Source organism: Mariniflexile sp. AS56 (genome assembly GCF_030552475.1).
Taxonomy (GTDB): domain Bacteria; phylum Bacteroidota; class Bacteroidia; order Flavobacteriales; family Flavobacteriaceae; genus Mariniflexile.
Genome location: NZ_JAUPED010000010.1, coordinates 11,462 through 33,991 on the forward strand (window position 1 = coordinate 11,462; position 22,530 = coordinate 33,991).

Consider the following 22,530-nt stretch of genomic DNA (forward strand, 5'->3'; position numbering starts at 1 on the left):
AAAATGAAAAATATAAAATTAGTTTACGTAATACTTTTAGTTCTTTTAGGCTTTTCATGTGAAACTTACCTAGAAGAACCGAACCCCAACGCTCCAGAACTTCTCGAGTCTGTAAATAATTTAGATGATACAAATAGAGTTCTTAATGGTGTTTATAACTCATTATTCAACCACTACGTGTTGAGTATTGAAGAAGATAACTTTAGAACCGATATTGGTGCTGCCAAAAACAGATTAACGCCAAGTATTGGTCAAGCAGAACATTTAGATTATTACTATCAAACTGTTACGCCATCCACTAGACGAATAGAGCAACGTTGGGGCGCATTATATCGTGGGATTTTCACAGCAAATCAAGCTTTGGCAGCCTTAGATAAAATTGAGCCTACATTATCCACAGCCAATCAAGTAAAAGCTTGGAATGAACAACGTGCACAAGCACTTTTCTTCAGGGGGTTGTATCACTTTTATGCACATTCAGTTTTTAACAAAGGAGCTGTAATCATAAGAGACAAATATGAATCTAATTTAGAGTTTAGACATAAAGATGTTTCAACTTCAGCTGAAGTTATCGCATTTTTCAGAAAAGATTTGGAAGACGCTTTACCTTACTTACCAATGCCTTCTGAAGTTACCGAGTTAGGTAGAGTAACCAAAGGAGCTGCTAAAATGATTTTGGCTAATTCATATTTATATGAAGCTACCGAGGGCGGACAAAAAAACATGGCACTTATTGATAAAGCTATAACTCTTTATGAAGAACTAAGAGACAGTTACGGTTATACTCTTGAAACGCAAATAGACAATAAAACTTTAGGTGTTTCAAAAATGTTTACAACATTAGGAGATTTTAATAAGGAATCTATTTTCGAAATTCCTTACACAAATACATTTGGTGAGGAACTTGATGTTTTTAACGAAGCAAGCCCAAGTAATCGATTGGCTTGGAGAGCTTCTCATTTTAAGTTTGGCGGACAAAGTTTTATGCAACCAGCAGCTTGGTTAATTATGGCTTATGAAAACGATCCACTGGATACTAGTAAATCTGTAAATACTATTACTACAGGAGACGGAAATTTAAATACGCGCCGTGAATCGTTAAGATCTTCAAATATGTTGTTTTTAAATAATGATTTAGACACGCCAATATATTCATTTCCTAATGTTTTAAACTCCCTTCCAGCTGCTGCGGGGTCATGGCCAGGTTTACGTAATAATACAGGTGATTTTGTAGCCTTTAAAAAATATACAAATCATGATTTAGGTTTGGCAAGTGAAATAGCTACTCCAGGCGGCGTACAGCAATCGGGTAAAAATGTAGTAATTAATCGTTTATCGGAGGTATTATTAAATTTAGCTGAGTGCTATATATATAAAGGGAAACTTCAGGAGTCAATAAATGAAATTAATAAAATTCGTGATAGATGGGCTTTAATGCCTTTAGATTTAAGCAGTCAAATGGATAACCCAGGAGTGGCTTATGATGAAACTACCTTAATGAAAAGACTTATGTATTTTGAAAAACCTTTAGAACTTTCTTTAGAAGGTCATGCTATACGTGTTATAGATTTAAGAAGATGGAACATAGCTCCACAGCGATTTACAGACCTAAGCACTATATATTATAAAGGTGTAGATTTTCCAAGAACTGGTAGACGACCTATTACACAAGCATTAGCAAGAGGAACAAACACCAATGTAAGTGGGGGATTTATTAGTGATATAATAACAGTAGATGCATCAACCGTTCCAGCGGATGCTAGTACCCAACAAGCTCAAAAAATATTTCAAGAATTTGTAGGAGTTTCTGGGAATTATAACAAAAATGCTGGGTATTTACCAATACCAAACGAAGAAGATATTAACAATAACGGATATGAAAATTAAGAAATTATGAAAAAATATAATCTAATTTTATTATTATTTGTAGCGCTAGTAGGTTGTACTATTGACGACTATAACCAGCCTTCAGATTTTAGCAAGCCGCAAGTTTTTACAACTGGTATTTATAACATTAGTGCAAGTACTATAGCAAATAGCATTCCTATTTCTATCGATGATTTTAGTTCACTAACGGATGTTTCCCAAGGTGTTGTTTCAAGATATTGGACCATTGAAAATGGTACTCGTTTTTTAAACTCAGAATTAACAAGAAAAGATAGTCTTGATTTAGCACGATTTATTGATCCTGAATTAGGTAATACCCATTGGAAAGATGCTGTACATGTTTTATTTCAAGAAGAAGGAGAAACAACGGTAACTTTAAAAAACAAGTTTACTAAAGCCGTAAGTTTATATGGGAAGGATGCTGTACAAACTGCTGATGGCTTATGGGAATTAACGACGGTTTTTAAATATGATGTACATGCCAAATTAAATGCAGAAGCTTCTGTTAAAAATTTGGAAGATGGTAAAGAGGTGATTCTTTCAGCTAACCAAAACCCAAGTATAGATAATACTAGTGGTTTTACTACTATTACTATCGAAGCTGGTTCAAAATTAACCTTTAAAGATTTAACAACAACAGGAAGACCAAGTGATAGAATTTGGGATTTTAAAGGAGGTCAGCCAGTAACTAGTACAGAAATTGAACAAGTAGTGACTTATAATAGAGTTGGGGAATACACGGCAGTTTTAACTGTTTCCAGAGCTAAAAAAGGAAACAATACGCTTAGATATTCTGAACAAACAAAAGCAATACCAGCAGTTATTAAAGTAATTCCATCTACAAAACCGTTTACCATAAACGGTAATGCATTTGCAGTTGCAGACACAGACAATATCCCTGGTACTAAAAATATCGCATTTAGGGTTAATGGAATATTAGAGTCGTTTACAGGATTGACAAATAATTTTTCAGTTAACGTTGTAAATGGATCTTTCAATCAAAATTTTACTGTGACTTCAGCTAAAGTAAGCAGTACAGATGAAACCATGATTGAATTAGAGCTTGCGCAACCTATATTAAATTCAGACACCGTTAAGCTTTCTTACAATGGCACAGCTATTATAGCTATTGATGATAGGCAGTTATTGCCATTCAATAACGCAACAGTTTCTCCTTTGCTTATTAATTATTTAGCAAATGCTTTTAACCCTAGTTTTGAAGAGGCTTCTCAATCAAGTACAACAGGAGCTCAAAGTTATACACATTTTGTGGTAGGTAATAATTTAAGTCAAATCACCAATGCCGACGGATCTTTATATGCAGCAAGAAGTACTGAAAAGGCTAGCGACGGTAGTGCTTCAATGAAATACAATCTTGTTTTACCTTTAGTAACTACGCAAGGATATTTTGGATTAATAAATAATACAGTATCAAATTCTAACATACCTACAGGGGATTATAAACTTACATTTGATGTGTTTGTTGAAAGTGGTAATTTTATGGGCATATTCAATGCAATGCAAGGTGCGTCGTCATCACCATCTGGGGTGGGTATTCCATTTAATACACCCGCTATAGGCGAATGGTTTACTCTGGAGCGTACTTTTTCTGTGAATGGAACGCTAGGAGGGAATGTTGTTTTTAATGTGAGAAATGCCGACAATAGTGGTGTTACAGGAAGACAAGTGTTTTATATTGATAATTTAAAAGTATTAAAAATAGAAACCAGATAAAAAATTTAGATACAGAAATTTATAATTTAGTATTGTATAGATTTAAGGAACTTAATTGATGCTTTAGGTTAAAACCTAATGAGTCAGATAATTATTAAATTAAAGAGTTAAGAGAAAAGGTAATTTACATATTAATGTGATTACCTTTTTTTTTAACCGAGTTTTTGTTTTTTACTCTGTTTAAGATATAGAAGTGTTTAATTTATATTGATAATATTCAGGGAAATATTTAATGTAAATACTATACACTCCATTGGAATCAAATAGTTAATAATCAAAAGTATTATTCTTTAATTTCTTTGGCAATAAAATACGCAGAGTCATTTAATTTAGGTTAATAACAATATGAAATCAATCTAATAATTTAAGTGATATCCAGGTAACCCGAACGTTACTATTGAGATGAAATAAGTAATGATATCTGTTGATTTATTAATTGCGATAATTAGAATAACACACAAAAAAATAAGTAATATGGTATTTGAAATAGCAGAGATAATTCTCTCGCTGTTATCAGGTATTGTTAACTTTACAATAATCGTATTAGAATCTGTTATGATGTTTCCTTTGACGGTTATATTTTTATAAATTATAATTTGTAGATTCTTGAAAATTGTTATTAATTATGGAACCTACAAATTTCCCCTTTAAAAGATGATTTTTTTTATCAAAAAGGGTGTCTATTATTTTTCGAACGATTACTATATCAGGATGATTTTTTCTGTAATAGTGTTCCGTTTTTTCAATCGTTTTATATTCGGTCGGTGTTTGTACCAATGTTTAGTAACTTCAAAATTAGAGAAATAAAACAAAGTGTTGCCATATATTTAAATGCTTTTCCAAAGATTAATGGCACAAAAAAAACTTCCAAAGGGTAAACTAAGGAAGCTTTTTTATAAACAATTTTAAGATTTTAATTACTCTTTTATGAATTTTTTGGTTGAAACTCCATTAGCTGAAGTTAATTTTAAAATATATAGTGATTTGTTTAATGACGATACATTAATGTGCTCAGTATTATTTTTAACAGAAAGTACATTTTTACCTAAAAGGTCGTATACTTCTACTTTTTGTAATGGCTCTTTTGTATTAATATATAACACATCTTTTGCTGGATTAGGATATGTTGAAAATTCGAAAGCTGTATTTGTAGTTGTTGATAAAGTGCCAGATGATCCAATTTGACCGTTATCAGTACCATCACTTTCCGCATAACTCCATAATTTATAAATATGAGCGCCACCATCGTTTGCATTAAGCGAGCTTGTTGTCCAATTTGCAATGTTGCTGATACTCGCTCTTAAAGCACTAGCGCTTCCTAGCAATTGACCATTATAAACGCCGTTTTGCATCGTTGTACCAGCACCAAATGGGAATAAGATGGTTAAATCGGCACCATCTAAAGCTGTAGGTTTTGCACAAAATGCATTTGCGGTGCCTGCTTTTACTTCAGCCCAATCAATTCCTGTTTTTATTCCAGTAATCCATCCTGCTGATGCTCCATCAGTTGGTTCATCAAATGCACCTGAATGTTGAAAAAACAGAACTGAATCTCCGTTACTTGCATTGTTAGATAATAAATTAAAACCCGCAGTAGTGCCACCTGGAGATTGTTTTACCGTGGTACCAACAGATGTTGATGCACCTCCGGTAACTCTAGTTACAACCTCACCAGTCCCTAATGTAAGAATGGTTCCAGAAGGTATTGCGTTGGTCGCAGTCCAGGTATATACATCATCAACTCCATATGAACCAGTAAAACCTGTTTGATCAGCTAACCATGAACGATTAGAAATATCAATAACAGTTCCGGCATCAATGTCTTTTAATATAATAAAGGCGATGGCACCTTGATTCGTGTTAATCGATTTGTAGCCAACAATAGCAATATCGCCTGCAGTTAAAGTTGTTTGTGCCTTTGTAATTGCAACAAGTGCAAAAACAAATAAAATGGTTGAGTAAATTTTTTTCATAATGTTTCAGATTTAAAAATTAGAATATTTGATAGTGCAATTTACTGCGTATAAAGACTTTAGTACTGGTAAATATTACCCTACTATTAATAAAAATTACCTTATTTTAAAAAGTGTTTTTAATTGTACTGAGGGAAGTCTAAGAATGTTATAAATAGTTTTTGTGGGTAAATTTGGTTAGATAATTTATGTGTTGTTCGAATATTCTACATAAAATAGGGGAGGTAAGTTAAAATACCGTTATTAAATTGCTATGTAACTGTTTTTTTTTATATTAGTATATGAAAAAATGGATAGTAAGCAACATTTTTTTTAATACCGACAAGCCATAAGATGAAACTAGTTTTAAAAGATTCAAATACATATATTAATAAACGTTTAACTGCAGATGAGCGTGATGAACCCTGCATGGATGTAGCATGGCATTACCACCCACAATTTGAGTTATTATATATATCTAAAAGTACAGGCATACGTTTTGTTGGTGATAGTGTAGCGCCTTTTTACCCAGGTGAGTTAGTCTTGGTTGGTGGTTATTTACCACATCTTTGGAGAAATGACCCAGAATATTATGAAGACAACAAAGGTTTAAGAGTTAAAACGATTGTTATAAAGTTTTTAAAAAACTTTATAGGTGAAGATACCTTTAAAAATCCTGAATTTTCAGAAATTAATGAGCTTCTAGATATATCAAAATTTGGTGTATCGTTTGGAAGAAGTGTTAGCAAAAAACTTCATAATGAATTAATGGAGATTCCATATTTATCATCTACTCAGCAGTCAATAAAAGTTTTGGATATTTTATATCGATTGTCAAAAGTTGAAGATAAAACCTTGTTGTCATCTTCAGATATGCGTCAATATTCCTTAGATAAACCTGATAGATTAGATTCCGTAATTCGATATATTTCAGATAATTATTCACAAGAAATTACCTTAACTGAAATAGCTGACATTGCTTGTATGACCACTAATTCTTTTTGCAGATTTTTCAAAAAAATGACGAACAAATCATTTACTGAATTTTTAAATGAAGTACGTATTAGAAATGCGTCTCGCTTATTGGTTCAAGAAGATTTGCCTATTTCTGAAATCTGTTATTCAGTAGGCTACAAGTCAATACCTAATTTTAATAAGCAGTTTAAAGAAATTATGTCTAGTACTCCTAAAGAATATAGATATTCTCTGTAGTTTTTTTCAATCTTAAATTTAGAGCATCCCTTGATTAGGGTAATAATGTGTATTAAAAGGGTAACTTTTAATAGAGATACTATACTGTTTTCATTTTCCTTTGTATTGATAAATACGATTTACTTTTTTTAAGTAAGTATATCATTTAATATAATTTCTTATCTATCATGAAAACAATCAAGCTTTTAATTCTACTTACTTTAGTATTTCAATATAATGTTTATGCACAAAAAAAACCAAATATCATTTTGTTGTTTTCTGATGATGCAGGTTACGCAGATTTTGGTTTTCAGGGAAGCAAAGATTTAAAAACGCCTAACCTTGATAAGCTTGCAAAAAGTGGTGTAATTTTCAAACAAGGTTATGTTACCGATGCTACATGTGGTCCTTCACGGGCAGGACTTTTGACAGGCAAGTACCAACAAAGATTTGGTTATGAAGAAATTAATGTAGTTGGGTTTATGAGTGAAAATTCAGGTTTAAAAGGTGAGGATATGGGGTTGCCATTAGATCAGATAACCATGGCAGATTATTTAAAGCAGCAAGGTTATAAAACGGCATTATATGGTAAATGGCATCAAGGAGATGCAGATCGCTACCATCCCATGAAAAGAGGTTTTGATGAGTTTTATGGTTTTAGAGGTGGAGACCGCAGTTATTATGCGTATAAAGATCAATTAGCAGAGGGCCATAAAGATAAGCGAATGGAAAATGGGTTTGGCAATTTCGAGGAACCAAACGGATATGCTACCGATATTTTTGCAGACAAAGCTATTGATTTTATTGAGCGAAATAAAGATAATCCATTTTTTATCATGCTATCCTTTAACGCAGTTCACACACCTTTAGAATCAAAACAAGAAGATTTAGATAAATTCCCTAATCTTACAGGAAACAGAAAAGAATTAGCTGCTATGACTTTAGCATTAGATAGAGCTTGTGGTAATGTTATTAAAAAATTAAAGGAGCTGGGTTTAGATGAAAATACAATCATAGTTTTTACCAACGATAACGGCGGTCCTTCCGATAAAAATGCGTCTATCAACACACCGCTTAGCGGTACAAAATCAAACCATTTAGAAGGTGGAATTCGCGTTCCTTTTGTAATGAGTTGGCCAAAACATATCAAGAAAAATTCAACTTATAATTACCCTATTAGCACTTTCGATTTACTCCCTACTTTTTTTGCTGCAGCTGGTGGAGATATTAAAGAATTAAAAGATATTGATGGTGTAAATTTAATGCCTTTTATTCAAGGTGAAAAGAAGGAAAGACCGCATCAAACCTTATTTTGGAAAAAGGAAACCAGAGTTGCCTATAGAGATGGCGATTTAAAATTAATTCGTTTTCCAGACCGACCTGCCATGCTATTTGATATTTCTAAAGATATCGCAGAAGAGCATAATCTTGCAAATAAATACCCAGACATTGTAAAAAAAATGTATAAAGAAATTTTTGCTTGGGAACTTACTTTAGAAAGACCTCTTTGGCTGCTTAAACGGGAGTATGAAAAATACGATATAGACCGTATGGATCAATATTGGAAACTTAAATCTGAGTAGTTCTTCTAGTCTTTTATAGTTTCAAGGTTGATTATCCATTTCCTTAAATAGGTAAAATAATGTATGAAGTGGGTAAGTTTTGCTTAATTATAACATTGAATATGCTGTTATTTTGTAAAGAGAAATATCTCAAAAATCTTGAGAATAGCATTTATAAAATTTTAAATATTCAAAATGTATCCAATAGCACAACAGGCGATGTCGCCAGAAATTATCAAAAAAATAGACGAAGTAGGCATTATAGCTGTACTTATCATTGACGAATTAAAACATGCAGTTCCAGTAGCAAAAGCACTTTTAGAAGGCGGTATTGATGCTATCGAATTAACACTGCGTACACCTGTGGCACTGGATGCTGCTCGTTTAATTAAGAAAGAAGTGCCGGAAATTTGTTTGGGATTTGGAACTGTATTAACTATCGACCAAGTAAAAGCGGTTGTAGATGCCGGGGCAGATTTTGCTGTAGCACCAGGATGCAATCCTAAAATTATCGCGGAGGCAAGAAAACAAGGTTTGTCTTTTGCACCAGGAATTATGACGCCAACAGATATTGAAATGGCACTTGAAGAAGGTTGTAGAGTTCTTAAATATTTTCCTGCTGAATCTTCAGGAGGAATGGATCACTTAACAAACATGGTGGCACCTTATCAATATTTAAATCCAAAATTTATTCCATTAGGTGGATGTAATTTGGAAAATGCAGGTTCGTATTTAGAATCGTCATTAATCACAGCAATCGGTGGGTCATGGGTTGCAAAACGTCCATTAATCCAATCAGAAAATTGGGCAGAAATTACTAAAAATGCCACCGAAATCAGAACATTAATTAAAAAGATTAAAGCTAATAAATAGTATATAATATTATGAACACAGTCGTAACATTTGGAGAAATAATGGGCAGAATAGCTGCTCCAGAAAATTTAAGATTAAGACAAACACGTCAATTTGATATGACGTATGCTGGCGCAGAAGCTAGTGTTGCCGCATCAATTTGTAATTTTGGTGGTGTGGCACGTTATGTTACAGCGCTTCCAAAACACGCTTTAGCGGATGCTACAATTGATTCTGTACGTGCCGTGGGTGTAGATACTCAATATGTATTACGAACTAGTAAAGGTCGTTTAGGATTGTATTTTTTAGAAACAGGTGCCAATCAACGCCCAAGTAATGTAATTTATGATAGAGCAGATTCTGCAATCGCTATTACACCACCAGATGCTTACGATTGGAATGCTATTTTTAAAGGTGCAAGCTGGTTACATTTAAGTGGTATTACACCTGCGCTTTCAAAAAATGCTGCAGAAGCAACTTTAGTAGCAGCCAAAAATGCAAAAGCTGCTGGCGCTTCGGTGTCAATAGATTTAAATTTTAGAGGAAAACTTTGGGATTGGGATGCATCAAAAACTGCTAGAGAATTAGCACAAGAAACTATGCGTAAAATTTTACCTTTCATTGATGTAGTTATTGGAAATGAGGAAGACTGTCATGATGTATTAGGTATTAAAGCCGGTGATACAGATGTACATGCAGGAAAATTAGATACCTCTCGTTACCCAGATGTAGCGCGCCAAGTTTCAAAACAATTTCCTAATGTGAGTAAGGTAGCTATCACATTACGTGAAAGCTATTCGGCTTCACATAACAATTGGGGTGCTATGTTATATGATGTGGCTTCAGATAAAGCCTTTTTCGCGCCTTTAGATGCCAATGGCAATTATCAATCTTACGAAATTAAAAACATAGTTGATAGAGTAGGTGGCGGCGATTCTTTTGCTGGGGGTTTAATATTTGCATTAACAACTGCAGATTTAAAAGAACCTCAAACAGCAGTTAAATACGCCGTGGCAGCATCCTGTTTAAAACATTCAATTAAAGGCGATTTTAACTTTTCAACACGTTCAGAAGTTGAAGCACTTATGGGTGGTTCTGGATCTGGTAGGGTTGTGAGATAATTTAATTATTCTAAAATAATTTAAATGAAAAAAATATCTGCATTATTAATGATGATGGTTATTTGCTTTTTGACTCTAAATTGTAAAAGTCAATCAGTTTCTATGAAATCAGAAGTAAATCCTTCAGCAGTTTATCCATTTTCAGATCCAAATAATGCAGGTAATTGGATGCTTAATGAAGATGTGAGTGATGAATTTGATGCAGCTACCATTGATGAAGATAAATGGTACATTGTTGGGAAATTTGAAAATGGGAAACCGGTTTATAAAGATCCAGATTACCCAAATAAAAACGTTTGGAAAGGACGTGCTCCATCGCAATTTTCAGGAAGGAACTACAGATTAGAAGACGGAAAGCTAATTTTAGAAACCCGTTGGGAACCTGATTTTCCATTTGCAGATGATAATAAACAAACTTGGGGAAAAGATAATAAAATTGAAAAATTCGCAAACTTAACAACCGCTTGTTTTATTGGTCGTCGAGAGTTTAAATATGGCTATATGGAAATAAAAAGTAAAGCTGCCGATGCCGAAATTACTAGTGCCTTTTGGGCAACGGGTAGTCAAACTGAATTAGATATTTTTGAGCAATTTGGTGACCATCGTCAAAAAGGAAAAGAATGGATGGATAGAGAACTTTGGTGGTCTATTCACGATTGGAGTAAAGAAGGCAAAGGAAAATCTGTTTATACCGAACATTTAGATTATGGCTTTAGAGTAGCCGATGATTTTCATGTGTATGGCATAGAATGGGATGAAAACGGTTTGAAGCTGTATGTTGATGGTAAATTATTCACACAAGCAACAAAAGAACAAGTGGATGCTTATGCTAAAGAACAAGAATTGCCTAATGGATGGGTAATGAAAGGCCCAATACATATTTGGTTAGATCAAGAAACATTCCCTTGGCATGGCGTTCCAGATAGTAAGGAAGATTTAGAATTAAATAGTCCGGAAGGAAAAAAGGATGACGGCATAGTCGATTTTGAAATTGAATATGTGCGTGTTTGGCAAAAAAAAGTATAATTATTAAAAACCAATAAACAAACATTAATATTAAGAATTATGAAAAAACTAGCATTAGTACTTATTATGATAGCTTCATTCACTGGAGTTTATGCGCAAAACAAAACACAGGACAAGAAAATTAAATATTTTGTTGAAGCTGCGGTAAAAGAGTTTAGTTTAAATGAAGATCAACACAAAGAATTATTAGACGCCAGAAATGCTTATATAACGGATTATATGACTGCTGCTAAAAGTTCTGAAGGTGAAGAGAAAAAAACAAAATTAAATGAAGTTAACACAAAATTTAATCAAATTTTGGCTAAAATTACAGGTAAAACTAATGGGGAACTTCAACCATTCTTAGCAAGGATGAGAGAAGAATTACCTAAAGTTTAATTTTTATTTAAAAGTTAATTAATTTTTAAAGGAAAATCAAGAAAAATATGTTTTTAATTAATGTTATTTACTGTTGCAGAATCATTCCGACAAGTTAATTGCCAAATGAAAAAAATCATTTTTTTTGTGGAGGCTGCTACCAAATATTTTAGCCTGGACAATGGTCAAACAAACGATTTAATGAGTGCGCCAATTGGCTATTTTTATATTTTCATGGCGGTTAATTAACAAGTTAAAAAATTGCGAAAATCTGAAGATGAAAAAAACCAAAAATAAATGAGGTTAACAAAATTTTTATTGATTTTTTCTGCAAAAATAACAAATAAAACTCAAGAAGAACTTCAACTTTTTTATGAAGAATGCGTGAAGAACTTCAAAACATTTAAATCAAAAGATTAAGTAACATTTAGAGTTACATATTTTATATTTAAGAAAATCTTCAAGGGTAATCTCTTGAAGATTTTTCATTTAAAAAAAACAAAACAAGGTAATTTTTTTATGATGAAGGGTAATATGTGACAGTTTTTTAAATTATCTTATGTTAATTTTGAGTTAAGCTATAACTAACTTTAACTGTACTATATGACATAAACTTCTATATCAATCAACTAAACTAATATCATTTTACAAAAAAAAATCGGCAAATGCTAGAACATTCACCGATTAGATAAAATGATTCAAACTTAATTAAACCATTAAACTCAAAACAAAAATATGAAAAATCACCTTAATTTAGAGGGAAATACCCTTTATTCATTAAAGTTTGATTTAAAGTTAAGACTTACAATTTGTTTAATTGTATGTTCACTTTTTCAAATACATGCAAATACTTTTTCTGAAATAGAAAAAACAGAAATAGGATCGATTCAAAAAATTACGGTTACAGGAACAGTTTCGGATGCAAATGGACCATTACCAGGAGTTAATATAATAGTAAAAGGAACAACAGTAGGAGCTCAAACAGATTTTGACGGGAACTACAGTATAACAGTAGATAATAATCAAGCTGTCCTGGTGTTTTCGTACATTGGTTATAGCACTAAAGAAGTAGTTGTAGGTAATAACAAAAGCATTATTGTAGTTTTAGATCAGGATACGGCTAAACTCGATGAAGTAGTTGTTGTTGGGTATACCACAAGAAAACGAGGGGATATCACTGGTTCTATTAGTACCATAAATGCTGAGGAGATCCAAAATACTGCTAATAAGGATGTTGCCAAGTCTTTATCGGGTAAAGTTTCTGGTTTAATTGTTGTAGATAGAGGAGGATATCCTGGTTCTACGGATTCTAATGATTTAACACTTTTAATCAGAGGTAAATCTACTTTAAATAACAATTCACCTTTAATATTAATTGATGGAGTTCCTAATGGTTCGTTTTCACAATTGGCACCGCAAGATATTGAATCTTTATCTGTTTTGAAAGATGGTGCTGCTGCAATTTATGGAACTAGAGCTGCAAATGGAGTGATTTTGATAACCACAAAAAGAGGTAAGTCTGGTAAACCAAAATTTAATTTTTCCACGTCTTATTCGGTGTCTAAATTTTCTGCTTTTCCAGATCAAATGAACTCAGAACAGTATGCGATTTATGAAAATGAAATAGCGGCAAGAAAAAATGTTGCGTTACCGTTTACACAAGCTGATATAACAAAATATGCGGATGGCAGCGACCCACTTAATTTCCCTAACACGAATTGGGCAGATTTAACATTTGCTAAATCTTCACCAGAAACAAGACATTCCTTATCTATTTCAGGAGGTAATGAAAATGTGAATTATTTTGTTAGTGGTGATGCTCTTAAGCAACAGGGTATTTATAAATCCGGTGATTTAAATTTTGACCAATATCAACTGCGTTCAAATATTGATATTAAACTTTTTGAAGATTTTAAATTGGGAGTGGATGTATCTGGTAGAGTAGGAGAATCCAATGAGCCTGGTGTTGATAGAGCAAACATTTACAAACATATTTATACAAACCGACCTACTGATATTGGGGTTTATCCTAATGGCTTACCAGGTTTTGGAGGTGAAAACGGACAGAATCCTGTAATCATGACGAGTAACGCGTCTGGTTTTGTAAATAGAATAACTAACAACCTTAACTCTAGAATTTCTTATGAATGGAAAATGGATAAATTTGTTGAAGGTTTAAGTTTAAGAGGCTTTGCCAGTTTAGGTCAAACTAGTTATGAGCAAAAGGATTGGGATAAACCTTGGACTTATTACCAACTTGTTAATGGTGAATATGTACCATCTCAAGGGTTTCAAGTAAGTGCAAATAGAGTGTTAAATGAAACGTTTAATAGAAGCAATACATCATTATTAAACTCAACGCTGCATTATTCAACATTGATTGGAGATGACCATAGTTTAAGTGCGTTTGTAGGGTATGAACAATCTGAAACAAAGAACCGTTCATTTTTTGCGCAAAGAACTGGCTTTACCTTTGATACAATTACGGAGCTAGATCTTGGTAGTAGCACCCTTCAAACCAACGGAGGTACTTCACAAACCTTTGCATTTGTAAGTTATTTCGGTTCAATGTCCTATGACTTTCAGAAAAAATATTTTATTGATTTAACATTACGTCGTGATGGTTCAAGTAGGTTTGCTCCAGGCTATAAATTTGGTACATTTCCAGGTGTAGCTGTATCATGGGCAATTGATAAAGAATCTTTTATGGAAAATGTTAATTGGGTCAATTCCTTAAAGATTAGAGCCTCTTGGTCCATAATGGGTAATGATAGAGTAAATCAATTTCAATATCTAAATAGATATGACTTTGGATATCCTTCAAATAACCAAGGTAATGGGTGGTATCAACCAAATGGCTATGTTTTTGGAACTCCTGGAGTACAAGTAGGTGGGTTTGGAAGAGCCAACGTGCCCAATGGAGATATTACTTGGGAAACAGCTGAGATAAAGAATTTAGGTTTGAGCTATGCGTTTTTTGATAGCAGATTATCTGGAGATTTTAATTATTTCTATCAAAAAAGAACCGATATCTTGGTTCAAGACAGTTCAATTCCAGATATTACAGGGTTAACATTGCCGAACCTACCAGATGAAAATTTAGGAGAGGTTAACAATTCTGGTTGGGAACTAGAATTGGCTTGGAATGACGAAATAGGAAAAGTAGGCTATAATGTTGGTTTTAATTTTACTAAAACGAAAAACGAAGTAGTGAATTTAGGTGAATCTGCCAATGTACCTGATTATAGAAAGAGAGAAGGAAGATCTATTGATTCGTATATTGTTTATCCTACAGCGGGGATTTTTAGAGACCAGGCTCAGGTGGATGCTACTGCTGTTAAAAAACCTGGTACGGTAGAAGGAGAACCTATCTACCTTGATACAAATGGTGATAATAAAATTGACGCTGAAGATAGAATACGAGTAAATTCTTCTGCCATCCCAGAAATTCAATATGGTATTTATGGAGGTTTAACCTTTAGTAATTGGAACTTTAATTTTCTATTACAAGGACAGGCAGAAGCAGAAGTATTAGTTTTCTTTGATCAATCAGGAGCAAAACCAGATTTTGTATTTAATGATAGATGGACACCAAATAACCGTGATGCATCATATCCGCGTGCTTTTGGACAAGGAGATTCTTATAGTGCTTTGCAAAGTACGGGTCCTAATCAGGTAAACAGTGGTTTTGAAGGTGCCGATTTTTACTTAAAGGACGGCTCTTTTTTAAGATTAAAAGAAATTGAATTAGGGTATACACTCACAAAAGATGTCACAAAATTTGCCGATATAAAAATTTCTGTTAGAGGGTTTAATTTATTTACCATGTTCTCAGAAATATATGATTTAGGACTAGATCCAGAAGCAACAGGTTACAATAACTTTAGAAACAGTACGTATCCATCTTTAAAGAGTGTTACGTTAGGTTTAAACATAAATTTCTAATGGGTTATGAAAAAGTATAATTTAATAAGAAAAAAAATGAAGAATATAAAAATAATATCAATCGGTTTTCTAACGGCTTTTTTTATAATGTTTAGTTGTGAGGAAATATTAGATGTTGAACCAAAAGATTCGGTTACTCCTATTGCTATATACCAGGATATTGATCAAGTAGAGAAATTGATAGTAACCATGTACAATAGTACAGAAGGTTGGGCAATTAGAAGAAATGAATTTTGGGGTCAAAGAATTAACCTTGAAGGAGCTTCATTCGAAGCTAAATTTAATTTTCAGGACAGAAATGATATTTATAATTTAAGATCTGGTGGTTGGTCCACCTCAAACGTTGGGTTGGCTTTTGAAGTGAAATGGCAAAATTATTGGTCTTATGTGCAATCAAGCAATGAATTCTTGAGTAACATTGAAGGAAGTCCTGCCAAAGCAGCAAATCCAGCTAAAGCAGATCTTTTAATTGCTGAAGCAAGGTTTTTGAGAGCCAATTTATATGCTAAATTGATTAAATATTTTGGGGGAGTACCAATAATTACAGAGCCAAATCAACTAACTGGTGATTTTAGTTTTACTAGAAACAGTTATGAAGATTGTGTTAAGTTTATTGTAGCTGAATTAGACGCTGTGGCTCCTATTTTGCCACCAACGCGTCCAGCAGCAGAATTTGGAAGAGCCACAAAATTAGCAGCAATGGCTGTTAAATCACGAACACTGTTATATGCTGCTAGTAAAGTACATGATCCTGCTTCATTACCGCAAACTCAGAATACTGAATTGTATTCATATTCTGTTGCTACCAAATGGGCGGATGCTGAGAAAGCAGCAAAAGATATTATAGACATTGTTGGTGATAATGCATTACCTCAAGTAGCTGATGCAGCAGCGTATCAAAAATTGTTTTTGTCGCCAAATAGCGAAATACTTTTTGCAAGACCGTATGCTGCTGGATTGTATGAAGTTGGTACAGGTGGGTTTAATGCAGCAAACTCTTTGCCTGATTTAGCACAATCACCTAGTGGCTATGGTGGATGGGGTTTATGTTCTCCAACCCATAATTTTGCTTTAGAGTTTAATTTTGCCGACGGAACAGCTACTGGGGGTGTAACTCCAGCAAGTCCAAATACGAATAGAGAAATGAGGTATTATGCAAACCTTAATTATCAAGGGGCGATGTTTAGAGGTCGACCTGTTGATTATGCACTGGCCGTAACTCCAAGTGTAACAACACCAGACGGGTTAGATTCTCCTAAAGGGTTGGGGAACGTACAGCATTCATCTAAAACAGGCTATAATATTAGAAAGTTTCAAGATGAAACATTAACAAAAACAAACGAAATTTCTCCTAATCGCCCTTATATTCTATATAGAATAGCTGAAGTCTATTTAAATTATGCTGAAGCTTTGGCTGAACAAAACAAAGATGCATTAGCATTAACATATCTTAATATTGTATCTACAAGAGCAAAACAACCAACTATTATTGGGCTTACCGGACCAGCTCTAAAGGCAGCTATAAAAAGAGAAAGACGTGTTGAGCTTTGTTTTGAAGGACATAGTTTCTTTGACGAACGACGTTGGATGAATGAAGACAAACTTGGTTTTGATATAAAAGGGTTAACTTGGACTAAACCAACAGCAGGACCTGTAACTTTTGTAGAATATACAGTTGTTAATAGACCTTGGGATAAGAAGATGTACTATTTGCCAATACCTGCATCAGAGGTTGAGATATCTCCTACATTAAAACAAAACGATTTCTATTAAATAGTTTATATTTTTATACTGGTTTAAATGAGTATTTATAAAAAAACCGAGAATATAATTCTCGGTTTTTTTAGTTATTTTGATGAAATGTTATTTTATGCAATTAGGTAATATTGATTATTTCAAGGGTAATATAACACGGTGTTAAATTATAGATATCGTTTATTTTAGTACATTGAAATAGTAAGATAATTTCAATTTATAAATTCATGTTTTTATTGTTTAACAAACATTAAAAAATATTTTTCTTTAATAATAAAACATATTATATGGTAATTGAAAAAATAGAAGCATTTGTATTAAAAGATGAACTTTCAAACAGTTTTTTCTTTTCTCAATGGGAGTATGCTGAAAGACGCATTTGTGTTGTAAAAGTAACGGCTTCAGACGGAACGTATGGATGGGGCGAAGGTTACGGGCCAGCAGCATTAATAGAAACAGGGATTAAAATGCTAGAACCTATAGTTGTAGGTGAAGATCCGTTACAAAACGAGGTTATCTGGAATAAAATGTACCGTAAAACTTTAGATTTTGCGCGAAGAGGAGTGTTAATGGCATCAATTAGTGCCATTGATATTGCTATTTGGGATTTAAAAGGTAAAATACTTGGATTGCCAATTTCAACCTTATTGGGTGGTGCTCACAGAATAAAAATTAGACCTTATGCTACCGGTATGTATTTTACCGATCATAATAACCCTACTAAAGATTTTGAAAAGGAAGCAAAACTTTATATTTCGCAAGGCTTTAAGGCTATAAAGATGAAGGTTGGATTAGGCATAAAAGAAGATGTGGCTAATGTAAAGAAGCTTAGAGGTATTATAGGTGATGATATTCAATTAATGGTAGATTCTAATCATGCGTATTCGTTAAGAGAAGCTATAGAACTTGCTAGAAAAATAGAAAAGTATGATATAAGTTGGTTTGAAGAGCCTTTGTCACCAGAATTTTACGATCAGCATTATGAATTGAGACAAAAAACATCCATACCAATTGCAGGTGGTGAATGCGAATATTTACGATTCGGGTTTCAGCAATTAATCAAAAGTAAATCTGTAGATATTATTCAACCAGATATTTGTGCAGCTGGTGGTTTAACAGAAGCAAAACGAATTGCTACCTTGGCAAGTACAAATGGAATCGATTTAATTCCACATACTTGGGGAACGTCTATCGGTCTTCATGTCGCATTGCATTTTATTGCAAATATTGAGTCGATTCCCGGACGAATGCACCAACCAGATTTCCTAATTGAATACGACCAAACTGAAAATGGTCTACGTGATAAATTAACTTTTCCTGCTATTGAAATGAAGGACGGGTATCTTGAAGTTCCAAACAGACCAGGACTTGGAATTGATATTGATAAAGCTGTTTTAGAAAGATACGCAGTTTGTAAAACAACATTTAAAAAGAGTATATTATAAAAGAATTATGGTTATGAAGACAGAAAATTTCGGTTATAAAAAATTATATATAGATGGCAAATTAGTTGATTCTGTAAGTGGAGAAAGAGAAGATATTATTTGTCCTGCAACGGGCGAAGTCATTGCTCAAGTAGCTAAAGCTGGAAAAGCAGATGCCGAAAAGGCTTTGCTATCATCTCAAAAAGGTTTTAAGTATTGGTCTAAATTGTCTTTGGAAGAAAGAACAGCATGGATGCTGAAATTACGTGCTGCTATTTTAGAAAAAGAGCACGAACTTAAAACAGCCATGGTGCATGAAATGGGTAAAACCTATGCCGGATCGCAAGAAGATATTGATAGACTTACTGAAGCATTAGAGTGGTATCCCAACGCCATGAAAAATTTAAGAGAAGAGCAAATTCCAGATTACGAGGGTACACATACACATAAAATGATTTCTAAACCGGCGGGAGTTGCCATTGCATATTTAGCATGGAATTTTCCGTTATTAAATGTGGGTTATAAAATTGGGCCAGCATTGGCTTCTGGTTGTTCATTAATCATTAAACCATCATCCTTATCCCCATTATCAGCTTATATGCTTGGCGAAATTTTGCATAGCATTAATTTCCCTGCAGGAGTTGTTAATATTTTAGCAGGTTCTAGTAGGGAAGTTGCAACACCAATGACTACAAGCAAAATTCCAGCTGTAATAACCATGATTGGTTCTACGCAAACAGGACAAAGAATAATTGCAGATAGTACAACTTCTATCAAAAAATTAGGAATGGAATTGGGTGGAAATGCACCCTTTATTGTTTTTGAAGATGCAGATTTTGAAACCGCTTTAAATTTAGCAATCATATTAAGATTTCATAATACAGGTCAAATTTGTGTAGCTGCAAACAGAATATTTGTTCATAAAAACATTTATGATAAGTTTTTAAAAGCTTATGTAAAAAGAGCATCAGAACTAAAAATAGGATTTGGAATTAAAGAAAACGAAGATGTTTTTATGGGACCTTTAGCTTCTAGTGAATCTAGAGACAGAATGTTCGAATTAATAGAAGATGCGGTTAGCAAAGGGGCAACATTAGAATATGGAGGTAAAATTCCTCATGATTTACCTAAAGGAGGCTATTGGATGCAACCAACTGTGGTTTCTGGTATAACAACAGAAATGAAATTGTTTAGAGAAGAAACTTTCGGGCCCGTAGCCGGCATCATGTCTTTTGAAACAGATGAGGAAGTTTTACAGTTAGCAAATGATACGGAATTCGGATTAGCTTCATATATTTTTACTAATAATAATAAGAGAATTGAGCGGTTTACTGAAGATTTAGAGTTTGGTGAAATTCAAATAAATGGTGTTAAATATGCTATCTATTTACCACATGGAGGCTTTAAAAATAGCGGTATTGGACACGATTGTTCTCACTTAGCTTTGGAAGATTATTTGGTTAAAAAACGAGTTTCATCAGCCATTTAATCTGGATGAAATTATTTATTATGAAAAAGTTGTTTTTATTTATTTCCTTATTAGTAATAAATATTTCAGCATTCAAAGGCAAGAGTTTATTTCATTATTAAAATATATTTAGCCAGAAAACTAAATAGCATTTCATCTTATACAGTTCAAAAAAACCTATAAAAAGTGAGTCGTATGAATTAGAAATTGGCGAAGGCAATACGCCAGTAACCTATTTTGAAGCTCCTTCGGTAAAAAAATTCCAAAGTAATAAATGTGACTTTATAAACCTCGCTGTTTTATTAAAGAATAAAAGTAAAAAATGAAAAATAATACCCAAATACATATCTCATTATTGATAACAGTTGTTCTGATTTGTTTTGCCATTTCTTTTGGTAATGCACAGGCAACAAATACAAGTAATTCGAAAGATTTTTTTAACGAGGTTACTAAAGAGTTTCCAAAACAAGAGAAAAACTTAAGAAAATGGGATGCGCCAGTAGTAGCCGATTTAGACCAAGATGGTTATCAAGATTTATTGATAAACGACCACGGTTTTGGTATTCAAGTCTGTTGGAATAACAATGGTAAATTCGAAAAACCTTATGATCTTATCATGGGAGATTTACATGGTGTTGCTGTTGGTGATTTTGATTTTGATGGAAATTTGGAAGTCATTATGTCTCGTGGAGGCGGTTCGGGTAGCAATGCCAGAAATTCAAAAACATTTAGAGTTACTAAAAATAGAGAGTTCATTGCTTTACCTGATTTTAATGTCCCATTAGAGTTAATGCGAGGCAGAACCTTACAATTTTTGGATGGCGATAATGATGGAGATTTAGATTTGTTGAATTTTGCGTTTCCAGGGGCTGAAAAGAATGGCGAAAGTGAAAATTATGTATATAAAAATAATGGTAATGGAGAGCTTATCCTTCATTCTACACTACCAGCAGTAAAGGCTGATGGTCAAAAAACATTGGTGACAGATTTTAATAACGATGCCGTTTTCGATTTAGTAATGTACGGAAATGGACCCGTTAAAGCATTTAAAGGTAATGGCGATTTAACTTTTACCGACGTTTCAAAGGAAGTACTTCCTTATGATATTAAAGATGTAACAGGAATCGCTGAAATTGATTTTGATAACGATGGCGATTTAGACTTATATTTTACAAGAGGAAATGGTTTTGAAATTGGAGAAACCTTTTTTGATAATGAAACAAAGACCTTAGGTTTTTTTACAAAACGTGGCGAATTTAATTTTGAAATGCCCGTTGGAGATGTTTTAAAATTAGAAAATATGCAATCGCAATGGCCAAATGCTGATACTTATTATATTGGTGAAGCATCCTATGATTATACATTTGAAGGCGAAACTCATACAGGTAAAGATATTAAATTGGTGAATAGTAATGCATTTGGATTTCCAGATAATACTAATTTTAAAGACAAATCAGGCTGGTACATTGGTTATATAGGCAATAAAAAATGGAGAATAGCCGGTTATCTTTCGGCACCATCAACAGGTATTGTTCATGGCGTAGAAGATTATCCAAAATATAATCATCCTAAAGAATTAAGCGATATTTTATTAGAAAACAAAGAACGGAAATTGGTTGATGTTACTAAAGAACAACATGTTTTTGAAACATCAAATAATGAAGGTGTAACCATTGCAGATTTCGACAATAATGGGTATCAAGATATCCTAATTGTAAAAAGAGGTAATTTGATTCATGCTAATGAGTCGATAATTTTTCTGAATAAAGGAAAATCAGGGTTTGAAAAACTAACCAATCATCAAATCATTTCTAAAGAATTAGGAGCCATAGGAATGGCGGTTGAGACCATCGATTATAACCAAGATGGAAAAATCGATGTGGTTTTGGGCAATGAAAGAGGATTGTGGCACTTGTTTAAAAATGAATTAGCAGAAGCTGGAAACAATCATTTTATCACGATAGAAGTGGGAAATTCTAATTCAGGAAAAGTAACCGCTTTAGGAGCCAAGGTGGAAGTGAAATCGTGCAAAAACACTCAAATTCAAAGAGTAGGTTCAACAGGGGCACAATATTCCCAAGGGCTTAACAATTTTATGAATTTCGGATTAGGAACATGCAAGGAGGCTGTAAAAGTAAAAGTAACCTACACAAATGGCGAAACCATAGAAAAAAGTATCACCACATTGAATACTAAAGTTTTAATAGGAAAAAATAATTAATATTTATACCAACAAACCAACTAAATAATTTACTT

At 33.2% G+C, this 22,530-nt stretch carries 14 protein-coding genes; 13 read left to right on the forward strand and 1 reads right to left on the reverse strand.

Annotated elements, in window-relative coordinates:
- Positions 1 to 3 precede the first annotated feature (3 nt).
- The gene (locus Q5N74_RS12940; protein ID WP_304389280.1) at positions 4 to 1,887 is read left to right on the forward strand and encodes a RagB/SusD family nutrient uptake outer membrane protein; all 1,884 of its coding nucleotides are present in this window, start codon (positions 4 to 6) and stop codon (positions 1,885 to 1,887) included.
- Positions 1,888 to 1,893: 6 nt separating this feature from the next.
- Positions 1,894 to 3,621 carry a PKD domain-containing protein gene (locus Q5N74_RS12945; protein ID WP_304389281.1) on the forward strand — a complete coding sequence of 576 codons (1,728 nt, stop codon included), beginning with the start codon at positions 1,894 to 1,896 and terminating at the stop codon, positions 3,619 to 3,621.
- A 917-nt stretch (positions 3,622 to 4,538) separates the two neighbouring features.
- Here the strand turns inward: Q5N74_RS12945 and Q5N74_RS12950 are convergent.
- Positions 4,539 to 5,594: a T9SS type A sorting domain-containing protein gene (locus Q5N74_RS12950; protein WP_304389282.1), complete on the reverse strand. Its 1,056-nt coding sequence runs from the start codon at positions 5,592 to 5,594 to the stop codon at positions 4,539 to 4,541.
- 333 nt (positions 5,595 to 5,927) lie between these two features.
- Here Q5N74_RS12950 and Q5N74_RS12955 point away from each other — a divergent pair, with 333 nt between their 5' ends.
- The 11 genes from Q5N74_RS12955 to Q5N74_RS13005 all read left to right on the forward strand — a co-directional run bounded on the left by Q5N74_RS12955 (position 5,928) and on the right by Q5N74_RS13005 (position 22,495).
- On the forward strand, positions 5,928 to 6,785 hold the full coding sequence (locus tag Q5N74_RS12955; protein WP_304389283.1) for an AraC family transcriptional regulator: 858 nt from the start codon (positions 5,928 to 5,930) through the stop codon (positions 6,783 to 6,785).
- A gap of 167 nt (positions 6,786 to 6,952) precedes the next feature.
- Complete coding sequence (locus Q5N74_RS12960) at positions 6,953 to 8,347, forward strand: sulfatase-like hydrolase/transferase (RefSeq protein WP_304389284.1); 1,395 nt, start codon at positions 6,953 to 6,955, stop codon at positions 8,345 to 8,347.
- A 174-nt stretch (positions 8,348 to 8,521) separates the two neighbouring features.
- Positions 8,522 to 9,199, forward strand: a complete 678-nt coding sequence (locus tag Q5N74_RS12965) for a bifunctional 4-hydroxy-2-oxoglutarate aldolase/2-dehydro-3-deoxy-phosphogluconate aldolase (protein WP_304389285.1) — start codon at positions 8,522 to 8,524, stop codon at positions 9,197 to 9,199.
- 11 nt (positions 9,200 to 9,210) lie between these two features.
- A complete protein-coding gene (locus tag Q5N74_RS12970) occupies positions 9,211 to 10,299 on the forward strand; it encodes a sugar kinase (protein ID WP_304389286.1) in 1,089 nt (362 codons plus the stop codon).
- Between the two features lie 24 nt (positions 10,300 to 10,323).
- Positions 10,324 to 11,325, forward strand: a complete 1,002-nt coding sequence (locus tag Q5N74_RS12975) for a family 16 glycosylhydrolase (RefSeq protein WP_304389287.1) — start codon at positions 10,324 to 10,326, stop codon at positions 11,323 to 11,325.
- 39 nt (positions 11,326 to 11,364) lie between these two features.
- Positions 11,365 to 11,703, forward strand: a complete 339-nt coding sequence (locus tag Q5N74_RS12980; RefSeq protein ID WP_304389288.1) for a hypothetical protein — start codon at positions 11,365 to 11,367, stop codon at positions 11,701 to 11,703.
- 714 nt (positions 11,704 to 12,417) lie between these two features.
- Positions 12,418 to 15,627, forward strand: a complete 3,210-nt coding sequence (locus Q5N74_RS12985) for a TonB-dependent receptor (protein WP_304389289.1) — start codon at positions 12,418 to 12,420, stop codon at positions 15,625 to 15,627.
- Between the two features lie 36 nt (positions 15,628 to 15,663).
- The gene (locus tag Q5N74_RS12990) at positions 15,664 to 17,400 is read left to right on the forward strand and encodes a RagB/SusD family nutrient uptake outer membrane protein (protein WP_304389290.1); all 1,737 of its coding nucleotides are present in this window, start codon (positions 15,664 to 15,666) and stop codon (positions 17,398 to 17,400) included.
- A gap of 269 nt (positions 17,401 to 17,669) precedes the next feature.
- Positions 17,670 to 18,827 (forward strand): mandelate racemase/muconate lactonizing enzyme family protein, encoded by a 1,158-nt coding sequence (locus Q5N74_RS12995; RefSeq protein WP_304389291.1) that lies wholly within the window; start codon positions 17,670 to 17,672, stop codon positions 18,825 to 18,827.
- 13 nt (positions 18,828 to 18,840) lie between these two features.
- Positions 18,841 to 20,295 carry an NAD-dependent succinate-semialdehyde dehydrogenase gene (locus tag Q5N74_RS13000; protein WP_304389292.1) on the forward strand — a complete coding sequence of 485 codons (1,455 nt, stop codon included), beginning with the start codon at positions 18,841 to 18,843 and terminating at the stop codon, positions 20,293 to 20,295.
- 301 nt (positions 20,296 to 20,596) lie between these two features.
- On the forward strand, positions 20,597 to 22,495 hold the full coding sequence (locus Q5N74_RS13005) for a CRTAC1 family protein (RefSeq protein ID WP_304389293.1): 1,899 nt from the start codon (positions 20,597 to 20,599) through the stop codon (positions 22,493 to 22,495).
- The last annotated feature ends 35 nt before the right edge of the window (positions 22,496 to 22,530 follow it).